At 69.9% G+C, this 12,029-nt stretch carries 9 protein-coding genes, 2 tRNA genes and 1 pseudogene; 6 read left to right on the forward strand and 6 right to left on the reverse strand.

Annotation, left to right across the window (positions count from 1 at the left end):
- Nucleotides 1-3: 3 nt before the first annotated feature.
- A complete protein-coding gene (locus tag OG385_RS21460; protein ID WP_266856726.1) occupies nucleotides 4-783 on the reverse strand; it encodes an HAD-IIA family hydrolase in 780 nt (259 codons plus the stop codon).
- A gap of 217 nt (nucleotides 784-1,000) precedes the next feature.
- On the opposite strand from OG385_RS21460, the gene OG385_RS21465 reads away from it, so the two are divergent.
- Both OG385_RS21465 and OG385_RS21470 read left to right on the forward strand, forming a co-directional pair.
- On the forward strand, nucleotides 1,001-1,543 hold the full coding sequence (locus tag OG385_RS21465) for a hypothetical protein (protein ID WP_266856727.1): 543 nt from the start codon (nucleotides 1,001-1,003) through the stop codon (nucleotides 1,541-1,543).
- Between the two features lies 1 nt (nucleotide 1,544).
- Nucleotides 1,545-2,213, forward strand: coding sequence for a class F sortase (locus OG385_RS21470; protein ID WP_266856729.1), 669 nt, complete (start codon nucleotides 1,545-1,547; stop codon nucleotides 2,211-2,213).
- 368 nt (nucleotides 2,214-2,581) lie between these two features.
- Here OG385_RS21470 and OG385_RS21475 read toward each other — a convergent pair.
- Nucleotides 2,582-2,655, reverse strand: a tRNA-Lys gene (locus OG385_RS21475).
- A 176-nt stretch (nucleotides 2,656-2,831) separates the two neighbouring features.
- Here OG385_RS21475 and OG385_RS21480 point away from each other — a divergent pair.
- From OG385_RS21480 to OG385_RS21495, 4 genes and pseudogenes are all read left to right on the forward strand, one after another.
- The gene (locus OG385_RS21480) at nucleotides 2,832-4,421 is read left to right on the forward strand and encodes a peptidoglycan-binding protein (RefSeq protein ID WP_266856731.1); all 1,590 of its coding nucleotides are present in this window, start codon (nucleotides 2,832-2,834) and stop codon (nucleotides 4,419-4,421) included.
- Nucleotides 4,422-4,636: 215 nt separating this feature from the next.
- Nucleotides 4,637-5,749: pseudogene (locus OG385_RS21485) on the forward strand (SPFH domain-containing protein); the annotation flags it as partial.
- Nucleotides 5,750-5,988: 239 nt separating this feature from the next.
- Nucleotides 5,989-6,588, forward strand: a complete 600-nt coding sequence (locus tag OG385_RS21490; protein ID WP_266856733.1) for a lytic polysaccharide monooxygenase — start codon at nucleotides 5,989-5,991, stop codon at nucleotides 6,586-6,588.
- A 79-nt stretch (nucleotides 6,589-6,667) separates the two neighbouring features.
- Nucleotides 6,668-8,326 carry an AMP-binding protein gene (locus OG385_RS21495; RefSeq protein ID WP_266856735.1) on the forward strand — a complete coding sequence of 553 codons (1,659 nt, stop codon included), beginning with the start codon at nucleotides 6,668-6,670 and terminating at the stop codon, nucleotides 8,324-8,326.
- A gap of 104 nt (nucleotides 8,327-8,430) precedes the next feature.
- On the opposite strand, the gene OG385_RS21500 is transcribed toward OG385_RS21495, so the two are convergent.
- The 4 genes from OG385_RS21500 to ehuA all read right to left on the reverse strand — a co-directional run bounded on the left by OG385_RS21500 (nucleotide 8,431) and on the right by ehuA (nucleotide 11,995).
- The gene (locus OG385_RS21500; RefSeq protein WP_266856737.1) at nucleotides 8,431-9,975 is read right to left on the reverse strand and encodes an MFS transporter; all 1,545 of its coding nucleotides are present in this window, start codon (nucleotides 9,973-9,975) and stop codon (nucleotides 8,431-8,433) included.
- A gap of 182 nt (nucleotides 9,976-10,157) precedes the next feature.
- Nucleotides 10,158-10,231, reverse strand: a tRNA-Lys gene (locus OG385_RS21505).
- 73 nt (nucleotides 10,232-10,304) lie between these two features.
- Nucleotides 10,305-11,063 carry an IclR family transcriptional regulator gene (locus tag OG385_RS21510; RefSeq protein ID WP_266856739.1) on the reverse strand — a complete coding sequence of 253 codons (759 nt, stop codon included), beginning with the start codon at nucleotides 11,061-11,063 and terminating at the stop codon, nucleotides 10,305-10,307.
- Between the two features lie 164 nt (nucleotides 11,064-11,227).
- Nucleotides 11,228-11,995: an ectoine/hydroxyectoine ABC transporter ATP-binding protein EhuA gene (gene ehuA, locus OG385_RS21515; RefSeq protein WP_266861043.1), complete on the reverse strand. Its 768-nt coding sequence runs from the start codon at nucleotides 11,993-11,995 to the stop codon at nucleotides 11,228-11,230.
- Nucleotides 11,996-12,029 lie beyond the last annotated feature (34 nt).

Raw genomic sequence — 12,029 nt, forward strand, 5'->3', positions numbered from 1 at the left:
CGGTCAGATGAGGTCGACCAGGTCGGCGATGGAGTCCACGACCGTGGTCGGCCGGTACGGGTAGCGGCCGATGTCGTCCCTGCCGGTCAGCCCGGTGAGTACCAGGAAGGTCTCCATCCCGGCCTCAAGTCCCGCCAGCACGTCGGTGTCCATCCGGTCACCGATCATGGCGGAGCTCTCGGAGTGGGCGCCGATGGCGTTGAGCCCGGTGCGCATCATCAGCGGGTTGGGCTTACCGACGAAATACGGGTCCTTGCCGGTCGCCTTGGTGATGAGGGCGGCCACGGAACCCGTCGCGGGCAGGGCGCCCTCCGGCGAGGGGCCGGTGTTGTCGGGGTTGGTGGCGATGAAGCGCGCACCGTTGTTGATCAGGCGGATCGCCCTCGTCAGCGCCTCGAACGAGTAGGTCCGGGTTTCCCCCAGGATCACGAAGTCGGGGTCCGCGTCGGTCAGGATGTACCCGGCGTCGTGCAGGGCGGTGGTCAGCCCGGCCTCGCCGATGACGTACGCGGTGCCGCCCGGGTGCTGGTTGTCCAGGAACTTCGCGGTCGCGAGGGCGGAGGTCCAGATGTTCTCCACCGGCACTTCCAGGCCGATCCGCTGTAGCCGCGCGTGCAGGTCACGCGGGGTGTAGATCGAGTTGTTGGTGAGCACGAGGAACGGCTTGCCGGTGTCCCGCAGCTTCTTGATGAAGGCATCGGCTCCCGGCACGGGGACGCCCTCGTGCATCAGTACGCCATCCATGTCCGTGAGCCACGATTCGATGGGCTTGCGCTCTGTCATGCGGGCTGGCTCCTGGCGGCTCGGCGGGATGGTCACCGGAGATCCGAAAGGTACGGGGGCTCCGAGCGGCCATCCTATTCACGCCGGTCCGGTGGCCGGAACGGGGGCGAACCGCTTCGGCGACATCGGCTGCGGGCGCCCCGATCGGACGTATGTGCGGCATTCCGGGATGCGCGATGGCTTCCCAGGCAGCAACCTTCGTAACAGGAGGTTCACTATGCGTCTGATACCCATCACTCTCTGTGCCGCAACGGCGGCCGCGGCTGCCCTGTTCCCCGCAGCCGCGATCGCGGCTCCGGCCGAAGGGTCCTCGGGGACGGTCACGGTCAGCCCGTCCGTCATCGCCCCCGGTGAGGAGGTGGACCTCAGAGTGAGCTGCAGGAGCGGCAAGCCGTTCGGCAGGTCCGACGCCTTCGACTCGCAGGCCCAGTTCTCGCCCGCCGCCGACCGGGGCTCCATGTACGCCGCCGCGCGAATCCGCGCCGACGCGGAGTCCAAGGACTACACGGTCCAGGTCAAGTGCGGGCGCACCGTTGTGACCGGCACGATCACCGTCGTCCGGGAGGGCGGCGACCATCACCGTCCCATGCCGCTGCGCACCCCGATCGCTCCCGTCCACGCGGGTGGCGGGGCCACCGCCACGGTCGCGGCTCAGGAAGCGGCTCCGGGTACTGGACACACCGTCGTCGGCCTGGTGCTCGCAGGGATCGCCGCCGTGGCAGTGGCCGGGCGCAGCGTCCGGCGCCGGCGCAGCAGCTGACATGTCGTCCGAAGGCTCGTCATCGGGAAGCGGCCGGCTGCTGACCGGGGTCGCCTGGGCCGTACTGCTGCTCGGGCTGTGGCTGTGGGGCCGCCAGATCACCGAAGGCCCCGAGGGGAGTTCGGGGCCGAAGACCGGCGACGTGGCCGCGGTGGGCCGCCCGCTCGGCGTCACGCTGCCACCGGCCCATGACCCGCTCGCGGGAGAACGGCCGCGGCGGGTGCAGATCCCCTCGGTCGGGATCAACGCCCCGATCGTGCCGCGGGGGCTCGACGCGCACGGTGCGGTCGACCCGCCGCCGTTCGGGGCTCCGGGCGAGGTCGGCTGGTTCGGTGCCGGCACCCGTCCCGGCGCCGTGGGGGCCGCGCTGCTGGTCGGCCATGTCGATACGAACACCAGGAAAGCGGTCTTCTACGGCCTGAGTGCGGTCCGTCCTGGCGAGAAGGTGCGGGTGACGGGCTCCGACGGCTCGGTCAGCGAGTTCACCATCGACGATGTCCAGGTCTTCCAGCGCAGCCACTTCAATGCGAAGAAGGTGTACGGGGAGCGGGTGCACGGCCGTGCGGAGCTGAGGCTGATCACCTGCGGCGGCTCGTTCGACCGTACGACGCGGGCATACAGCGCAAATGTGGTGGTTTCGGCCTACCTCACGGGTGTGCCGAAGAAGTGAGCGGCCGGAGGAGGAGGGGCTGGAGTGAGCGGCCGGGTGGGTGGCGGGCCGTTTTGGTCCGGATTCGCCCGGTCTGTTCGGTATCTGCCCGGACTCTGTGACCTGTTTGATCTACTCGGCCGAATTTGTTTCGCTCGATCCACTTGAGATCCACCGTGGGGAACACCAGAGGGGCGTCCGACGGGCGCCCCTCTGGTGTGCCGTGTGCACCGGGCCGGCGCGGGGTACGTGGGCGTGCCCCATCCGGGCCTCAACTCCCTTGTGGTGCAGGTGAGATGAAGTGGACCGGAGCCCCCGCGCTCGGGTGGCTGGGGGAGGGGAGAACGACCGAAGCCCCCCACCGCGAGGTGGGGGGCTTCGGTATCGCGTGCGCCGCCAGGGACTCGAACCCCGGACCCGCTGATTAAGAGTCAGCTGCTCTAACCAACTGAGCTAGCGGCGCCTGCTGACCTGGAGAACTTTACCGGACCGGCGGAGGTGCTCCGGACCTCACAGCAGGTCATATGTTCCTTTTCTCCCCATTCAATCCGTCAAAATGCGATTCGTCCGCATAGTTGAGAAGCTGACGACCGTGCAGATGCGTCATTGCGGAACTTCACCAACGCGGAGGGGACACGTATGACGGTTCCGGTCTTCGAGGAGTACGAACCTGCGAGCGACTGCGGCTGTGCGGGGTGCGTCGAGTGGCGCCGCTCGGCCTTCCACACCCTCTCGCTGAGAGAGGGCGGCCATCCGGCGGCCCACGGCGCGCGGCGCGCGCTCGTCCTGGCGACCGCCGCCGGAGTGGTACTCGGCGGGGGGACGGCGGCGGCTGCCTCCCCCGGCCCCGGCGGCCAGGGCCAGGAGCCGGCCGCGGCGCCCGCCGAGCCCACGAAGCTGCCCGCCACCACCAGGTCGGCGATCATCAGCCGCGCCGCGAAGTGGGTGGCGGCCAAGGTCCCGTACCGCATGGACAAGAACTGGAAGGACGGGTACCGGCAGGACTGCTCCGGCTTCGTCTCGATGGCCTGGGGGCTGGGCGGGAGCGAATGGACGGGAAACCTGGCCCAGTACGGGGTGCGGATAGACAAGAACAATCTCCGGCCCGGCGACATCCTGCTGTTCCACAACCCGGCGAACCCCAACAAGGGCTCCCACGTCACCATCTTCGGTGGCTGGACCAACTCCGCCCACACCTCCTACCTGGCGTACGAGCAGACGCGGCCGCACACCCGCGCGCAGTCGACCCCGTATGCCTACTGGTCCCACTCCAGCCGCTATGTGCCCTACCGCTACAAGGGGCTCAAGGCCGGCAGCGGCGGTTCCCGGCCGGCCGTCGCCCACCCCGGGGCGAAGTCCTTCGGGAAGGGCGCGAAGAACGGCAACGTCACCCGGCTCGGCCGGATGCTCGTCGCGCGCGGTGGCGGCCGTTTCTACCTGCAGGGCCCCGGCCCGAGGTGGGGTGAGGCCGACCGCCGGGCCACGCAGGCGTTCCAGCGAGCCCAGGGGTGGACCGGCTCCGACGCGGACGGAATGCCCGGCCCCGTCACCTGGAACCTGCTGGTGAAGGGCGGCGGCAAGAACATCCCGCCCGTCGGCAGGAAGACCTCACCCACCGGCAAGGACACCCGGCCCGCAGGGAAGGGCCGTACCGCAGGGAAGGGCCGTACCGAGGGCAAGGGCACCACCACCGGCAGCAGTAGTGCGGGGAGTCCCATCAGCACCAGCAAGCCCGCGCACACCAGCAAACCTGTCCCCACCACCAAGCCCGTCCCCACCACCAAGCCTGCCCACACCGGCAAGCTCACCAGCACCAACAAGCCCACCAGCACCAACAAGCCCACCAGCACCGGCAATCCGCCCACCGCGAGCAGCCCCGGCAGCCCTGTCGGCACCAGCACCCCCACCGGTCCGGCCACCCCTGCCGGTCCGGCCACCCCCACCCCCGCCCGTACCAAAACCCCCGCCCGTACCAGCAGCGCGGCGAGCGGCAAGGCCTTTCCCGGTGCCTCGTTCTTCAAGCCGGGGCAGTCCGGTCCCCACGTGAAGCAGCTCGGCAAGCAGCTGGTGAAGAAGGGCTTCGGCAAGTACTACAAGGCCGGTCCCGGGCCCCGGTGGTCCGAAGCAGACCGGCGCAATGTTCAGGCGTTCCAGCGGGCCCAGGGATGGACCGGCGCGGCGGCCAACGGATATCCCGGCCCCGAGACATGGAGGCGACTCTTCGCATGACCGAGACGACAGCAGCAGCCGGTGGACACGCCGGGCTCGGCGGGCAGGCCGAACCTGTGGGACCAACGGACTGGCCCACAGGGCCGATTGAGCGGTTCGACCCCCTGGAGCAGGCCGGGCAGGCTGGGCAGACCGAGTGGGCCGAGCAGGTCGAGTCCGCCGAACCGGTCGAGCCGAGGCGGTTCGAGGAGCCGGCCGGGGGTCGGCCGGCGATGCGCAGGACCTCGGTCATCATGAACGAGTCCACGACCGAGATCCCCGTCCACCTGCTGTTCCGTGACGATGCCCCCGGGTCCGTGGCGACGGCCGTACGGACAGTCGGGCGGCCCGCGGGTCGTCCGGGGGTTCCCACCGGGCCGAAGCGGCAGCCGGCCCGGACGGACGCCCGCGTCCAGGGCTCCGTCCGGCCCGCACCGTCCGTCGACCCCCGGCTTGCCGAGCGCCCCGGGGCCTCGCTGCCCGGGGCCCTCGCGCTGCTCGGCGGCGCCGTCGCGCTCGTCGGTTTCGCGGTGGTGCTGTGGAGGGCCGGGGCGGTTCCGGCCCCGTTGGCCGCACTGCTGCGGCTGGACACGGTGCCGTACGACGGGATCGGGCCCGAGGCGGGTGCGGTGCTCGCCGTGCTCGGTGCGCTGGCGCTCCTCGCGTTCGGCGGGCTCGGGCGCGGGCGGGTTGGCCACGCGTGGGTCCTCTCGCTCTTCGGCGACTACCGGGGGAGCGTGCGGCGGACCGGGCTGGTGTGGATGAGTCCGCTGGTGCTGCGCCGCCGGGTCGACGTACGGCTGCGGCACTGGCGCAGCGAGCCGCTGCCCGTCGTCGACGCCGACGGCACGGCCCTGAGCGTCGTCGTCCTGGTGGTGTGGCGGATCAAGGACACGGCCAGGGCCGCGTACGCGGTGGGGGACCACGAGGCGTATCTGTGCGAGCAGGTGGAGGCGGCGATGGCCCGGGTGCTCTCGCAGCTGCCGGCCGACGCCTTCCACGATGACGGTCCGACGCTGCGCGACAGCGAGGCGGTCGGTGACGCGCTGACCCGGATGGTGAGGGCGGAGACGTTCCCGGTCGGCATCGAGGTGTTCTCGGCGCAGCCGACCCGGATCGAGTACGCCCCGGAGGTCGCGGGCGCGATGCAGCGGAGCCGGGTCGCCGCGATCGACGCCCGGCACCGGGACACCGTGCTGACCTCGGTGGTGGACGCGGTGGACGACACGGTGACCCGGCTGACCGCGCGCGGGCTCGTCGAGCTGGACGGCTATGAGCGCAACGCGCTCGTCAGGGATCTGACGGTCGCCTTCTACTCGGGGCGCAGCGGCATCTCCTATCCGTCCTGAGCCCACTCCAGGGTCTGACCCGCACTCCTTGCGCTTCCCCGCGCTTCCCCACACTCCCTGTCCGCCCCCGCGCTACCCCGCACTCCCCGTCCGCCCCCCCGCGCTTCTCCTGCCCGTCCCTCGGAATTGGTGCAGACCTGTGTTTGATATGGACACGGCGAACTGGTGTCCATACCCTGAGCCTTGGTCTAGACCGCAGCTCGGCACATCGAACTCCCCCACGTTCCGAGGAGTGCAGTATGCGCAAGAAACTGGGTGCGGCCGTGGTCGGCCTTGCCGTGGCGGGCGTCTCCCTGCTCGCCACCGGCAGCGCCAGCAGCCACGGGTACACCGACCAGCCCATCAGCCGTCAGAAGCTGTGCGCCAACGGCACCGTCACCAACTGCGGTGCCATCCAGTACGAACCGCAGAGCGTCGAGGCCCCCAAGGGCTTCCCCGGCGCCGGGCCCGCCGACGGCAAGATCTGCTCCGGTGCGCACGACGACTTCGCCCAGCTCGACGGGGCGAAGGCGCCGGACGGCGGCGCCTGGCCCACCACCAAGCTGACGGGCGGCCAGGCGTACACGTTCCGCTGGCAGTTCACCGCCCGGCACGCCACGACCGACTTCGAGTACTTCATCACCAAGAACGGCTGGGACGACACCAAGCCGCTCACCAGGGCCGACCTCGAACCGCAGCCGTTCATGACGGTCCCGTACGGTGGTCAGCAGCCGCCCGGAACCGTCTCGCAGCAGGGCACCATCCCCACCCAGAAGACCGGCCACCACATGATCCTCTCCGTGTGGAACATCGCCGACACGGGCAACGCGTTCTATGCCTGCTCGGACGTCAGCTTCTGACGGGCGGTGCGCTTCCGGCCGTTCAAATCCCTGACGGATGCGTTCAGTTCTGACGGGTAGTCAGTTAACCTGCGGCGCCATGAGGAGCGCAGACACCTTCGCGGAGCTCGTACAGCGTCAATGGGGCGACCAGCGGCCCGGCCTGAAATCCGGTCAGCTGATTCTGAGTCACCATCAAGTCGCCTCGGGCGCTGCCGCGCGGGCCGCGCTTCTCGTGGATCTGCTCCCGGCCGGAGCCGAGCCCCACATCGGGGTGCTGCTCCACAACACCCCGGAATTCCCGCTCTGGCTGAGCGCGGCGGCCCTCGCGGGGGCCGCCGTCGCCGGGATCAACCCGACGCGGCGCGGGGCCGAACTGGCCCGCGACATCGTGCACACCGACTGCCGGGTACTGATCACCTCGCGGGAGCTGCTGCCGCTGCTCGACGGCCTGGAACTGCCGGGCGTACGCATGCTGGTCACCGACTCCGACGCCTACCGCGAGCTGCTCGCCCCGTACGCGGACGCCGTCCCCGGCGAAGCGGTCGTGGCGCCGGTGTCCCCGTCCGCACGGATGCTCCTCTACTTCACCTCGGGCTCCACGGGCGCCCCCAAGGCCGCGATCTGCACCCAGGGACGGCTGGCGGCGGCCGGACAGTCCCTGGTCACGCACTTCGGCACCGGCGGGGACGACGTCCACTACATCTGTATGCCGCTGTTCCACGGCAACGCGGTGATCGCCAACTGGGCCCCCGCCGTGGCGGCGGGCGCCGCCGTCGCGCTGCGCCCCCGCTTCTCGGCTTCCCGCTTCCTGGATGACGTACGGGCCCACGGCGCCACGTACTTCACCTATGTCGGCCGGGCCGTGCAGTATCTGCTGGCCACCCCCGAGCGCCCCGATGACCGTGCGCACCCGCTGCGGACCGGCTTCGGTACGGAGGCGGGGGCGGTGGACGCGGCGCGTTTCGCCGAACGGTTCGGCGTGCGGCTGATCGAGGGGTACGGATCGTCCGAGGGCGGCGCGGCCGTCCAGCACACCGCAGGCACACCCCCGGGCGCGATCGGCCGGGCTGCGCCGGGTGACGACCTGGCGGTGGTCGACCCGGACACCCTCGACGAGCGGCCCCGTGCCGTCTTCGACGAGCGCGGCCGCCTCACCAACGGCACTGAAGCGATAGGTGAGTTGGTCAACCGGGGGCCCAACCCGTTCGAGGGGTACTGGCGCAACGAGACCGCCGACGCGGACCGCAGACGCGGTGGCTGGTACTGGACCGGTGACCTCTTCTACCGCGACGCCGATGGCTTCCTCTACTTCGCGGGCCGTACGGACGACCGGCTGCGCGTCGACAGCGAGAACCTGGCCGCCGCCATGATCGAGAACATCCTCGCCCGCTGGAAGGACGCGGTGGCGGTCGCGGTGTACGCGGTACCCGACCCGGTGGCCGGCGACCAGGTGATGGCGGCGCTCGCCCTGCGCGAGGGCGCCGCCTTCGATCCGGTGGCCTTCGCGGACTTCCTGCGCGAACAGCCCGACCTGGGAACGAAGATGGCGCCCGCCTACGTACGCATTGTCCCCGCGATGCCGGTCACGGCGACGAACAAGGTGCACCGGGTGGGGCTGCGCCGTGAGGGCTTCCGCTGCGGGGATCCGGTGTGGCGGGGGGTAGACGGAGGCTACGGGCAGCTGACTGCGGAGGACGTGGAACGGCTGGTGGCGGAGTACGGGGCGCGGGGGCGCGCCGAGCTGCTGACCCGGTAGCGGTTCCGGCCACGCCGGGCCGGGGGACGGGCGCGGCACTGCGCCTCCTCCGTCCCGCCCACCCCGCCGGCCTGCCACCCTCATTCGCCCCGGCCCCGCCCGGACTACGCCGCCAGCTCCGCCGGAGCACCGGCCGCCTCATGCCTCACCGCGTTCTTCCGCCCCCGCAGCAGCACTACGGCCAGGACCGCCCCCGCCAGCAGCAGCACCGCGCCGCCCGCCGCCGCGAAGTGCATCCCGTGCACGAACGCCTCCTGCGCCAGATGCACCATGCCCGGGTCGCCCACGGCCCGGGCGCCGCCCAGCGTCTCCCGTACCTGGTGGGGCGCCGACGCCGGAATGTCCGCGCGGTAGACCGCCGTGCCGATCGAGCCGAGTACCGCCATTCCCATCGCCCCGCCGAACTCCTGCCCGGTCTCCAGGAGCGACGCTGCGGAACCCGCCTTCTCCGCGGGGGCCGATGCGAGTGCCAGGTCGGCGACCAGCGCCATCACGGTCACGATGCCGGAGCTGCTGACGGCTGCACCGGCCAGCAGCAGCCAGAGCGAGTGCGTACCGGTGAGGTTCAGTACGACGAACCCGGCCGCCGCGATGACGAACCCGGCGGCGACCACCGATGACCGCTGCACCCGCTGGGCGACGGCGGTGGCGGTCGGCGCGGCGATCCCCACCGAGACCGACGGGGCCAGGGACCAGAGCGCGGCCTCCATCGTGCTCATCCCGAGCACCGACTGGAGGTACTGCGTGGTGAAGTACGAGGACCCCATCATCGCGAACGCGGCCAGCGCGTTGAGCGTGATCCCGGCGCCGAACTCGCGTTTCCGGAACAGCGCGCGGCTGATCATCGTGGAGCGGCCCGAGCGCTGCCGCTGCACGAAGACCGCGCCCACGGCCAGTCCCGCCAGGACGCACAGCAGCATCGGGACGCTGAAGCCGTGCGCGGCCATCTCCTTGATGCCGTAGATCACCGGAAGCACGGACCCCATCGACAGCGGCACGCTCAGCAGATCGAACCTGCCGGGCGCCGGGTCCTTGAACTCCGGCACCAGGACGGGGACCAGGACCAGCAGCAGCACCATCGCGGGCACATTGATCAAGAAGACCGAGCCCCACCAGAAGTGCTCCAGCATGATGCCGCTCATCACGGAACCGAGGGCGATCCCGCCGGCCATGGCGCCCGACCAGATACCGACCGCCTTCGTGCGCTGCTTCGTGTCGGTGAACATGTTGCGGATCAGCGCCATGGTGGAGGGCATCAGCGTCGCCCCGCCGACCCCGAGCACGGCCCGTGCGGCGATGAGCATCTCGGCGCTCTGCGCGTACGCGGCCCCGACGGATGCCACACCGAAGGCCGCGGCCCCGAACAGCAGCAGCTTCCGGCGGCCGATCCGGTCGCCCAGCGAGCCCATCGTGATGAGCAGCCCGGCCAGGGCGAAGGCGTAGATGTCGAAGATCCAGAGCTGCTGGGTGCTGCTCGGGTCGAGCTCCCGGGTGATGGACGGGATGGCGAAGAACAGGACGGACACGTCCATCGAAACCAGCAGAAGTGGCAGGAGCAGGACAACGAAGGCGGTCCACTCCTTGCGGCCGGCGCGTGCTGTTGTCGGGTTGGGGTTCGTCGAACTCGTGTCGTTCGTCGGCTGACTCATGACGGCGACTGTACGAGCGTCTTAAACGCTTGTCTAGTACGCATGTGTAATACGACTGTCTGGATCTCAGGATGTGCGGAACTGGGCATGTGCGGATCTGGGCATGTGTGGGTCCGGGGTTCGAGTCCCTGGCCCCGAACACGAAGAAGCCCCCCGCTTTCGCGAGGGGCTTCTTCCGTCTGTGCGCCGCCAGGGACTCGAACCCCGGACCCGCTGATTAAGAGTCAGCTGCTCTAACCAACTGAGCTAGCGGCGCCTGCTGACTCGGAAATAGTAGCTGGTCCGGCGGGGTGCTCCAAACCAGGTCGGGATCGCCCCCGGAACCGGCCTCAGATGGTGAGCGAGAGCACTACGGGGGCGGCCTGCCGGTTCAGCGAGTCCGCCGCCGCGCGCAGCCGGTGGGCGTGCTCGATCGGCAGTGAAAGGGCCAGGCATCCGACAGTGGAGCCCGCCGTGAGCGGCACCGCGGCGCAGACCGTGCCCACCGCGTACTCCTGGATGTCCAGCACCGGGACCGTGGCCGGCTGAGCGTCCAGCTTGGAGAAGAGGACCCGCTCATTGGTGATCGTCTTCGAGGTGAGCCGGGCGATCTTGTGGCGCGAGATGTGGTCCCGGCGGGCGTTCTGGTCGAGCTGGTTCAGCAGACACTTGCCGGCCGCGCTGGCGTGGGCCGACGAGCGGAAGTCCACCCACTCCTGGACCGCGGGCGTCAGTGGCCCGTCGGCGACCTGGGTGATCTTCATTTCGCCGTCGATGTACCGGCTGATGTAGACGGCGGCACCGACCGAGTCCCGCAGCTGGTCCAGAGTGTTCTGGAGCTTGGCCTGAAGTGCCGCCTCGCGGGTGGTGCCGGAGCCGAGAAGGACGAGTGAGTCGCCGGTGATGTAGGCGCCGTCGCTGACCTGCTCGACGTACCCCTCGCGGCGCAGCATCAGCAGCAGGGAGGAGAGGTGGAAGGTGGGCAGGCCGGTCTCACGCGCGATGTCGGAATCGGTCACGCCCCCGCCGTACCTGGAGACGGTCTCCAGTACGCGGAGCGCGTACTGCACCGAATGGAACGGCGCGGTCGGCTCGGGCTTCAGCGCCACGGTTCCCCCTACAGGTTGTGACCGCTTGCTCGCGTACCACGATAGCCGCCAAGGGGCCGTTGTGGGGGGCCTGTTGATGACTTGCTGGCGCGCCCCGTGCCGTCAAGCTGGGGCGCGCCACCATGGCATATGCCAGAGTCCTGGTTCCGTCCGGGAGTCTCAGGTCAGAGCACTGCGCTGAGGAACTCGCGCGTACGTTCGTGCTCCGGGTCGCTGAAGATTTTTTCCGGAGAACCGGACTCGATCACCTTGCCGGAGTCGAACATCAGCACGTCGTCGGAGATGTCCCTGGCGAAGTTCATCTCGTGGGTGACGCACAGCATGGTGATGTCGGTCGTACGGGCGATGTCGCGCAGCACGTCGAGCACCCCGGCCACCAGCTCCGGGTCGAGCGCCGATGTGACCTCGTCGAGCAGCAGCACCTGTGGACGCATCGCCAGTGCGCGGGCGATGGCGACGCGCTGCTGCTGGCCGCCGGAGAGCTGGTTCGGCTTGGCGTCCGCGCGGTCGCCGAGTCCGACCAGGTCGAGCAGGCCCTTGGCCCGTTCGGACGCCTCGTCCTTGGACATGCCGAGGACCCGGACCGGGGCCTCGGTGATGTTGCGCAGCACCGACATGTTCGGGAACAGGTTGAACTGCTGGAACACCATGCCGATGTTCTTGCGCACCTCCCGTATCTGCTTCTCGCCCTTCGACGGGAAGAGCTGATCACCGTTGACGGTGATCACCCCCTCGTCCGGCTTGAGCAAGGTCATCAGAAGTCTGAGAATCGTCGTCTTCCCGGAACCGGAAGGTCCGATCAGGGTGACGTGCTTGCCCGGCTGGACCGAGAAGCAGAGGTTGTCGAGGACGGTGTTCTCGCCGAACCGCTTCGTGACGTTGTCGAAGCGGATCAGCTCGTTCGCGGTGACCGGCTTCGTCGGGGTCTTGATGACCTCGGCCGCCGTGGTGGCCGAGGTGTTCCCG

Origin of the sequence: Streptomyces sp. NBC_01306 (genome assembly GCF_026340465.1) — a bacterium.
Classification (GTDB): domain Bacteria; phylum Actinomycetota; class Actinomycetes; order Streptomycetales; family Streptomycetaceae; genus Streptomyces.

What these genes read in the sequence shown, in the direction of transcription:
- OG385_RS21460 (WP_266856726.1), bottom strand. Translation starts at nt 783, where the DNA reads ATGACAGAGCGCAAGCCCATCGAATCGTGGCTCACGGACATGGATGGC.
- OG385_RS21465 (WP_266856727.1), top strand. Translation starts at nt 1,001, where the DNA reads ATGCGTCTGATACCCATCACTCTCTGTGCCGCAACGGCGGCCGCGGCT.
- OG385_RS21470 (WP_266856729.1), top strand. Translation starts at nt 1,545, where the DNA reads ATGTCGTCCGAAGGCTCGTCATCGGGAAGCGGCCGGCTGCTGACCGGG.
- OG385_RS21480 (WP_266856731.1), top strand. Translation starts at nt 2,832, where the DNA reads ATGACGGTTCCGGTCTTCGAGGAGTACGAACCTGCGAGCGACTGCGGC.
- OG385_RS21490 (WP_266856733.1), top strand. Translation starts at nt 5,989, where the DNA reads ATGCGCAAGAAACTGGGTGCGGCCGTGGTCGGCCTTGCCGTGGCGGGC.
- OG385_RS21495 (WP_266856735.1), top strand. Translation starts at nt 6,668, where the DNA reads ATGAGGAGCGCAGACACCTTCGCGGAGCTCGTACAGCGTCAATGGGGC.
- OG385_RS21500 (WP_266856737.1), bottom strand. Translation starts at nt 9,975, where the DNA reads ATGAGTCAGCCGACGAACGACACGAGTTCGACGAACCCCAACCCGACA.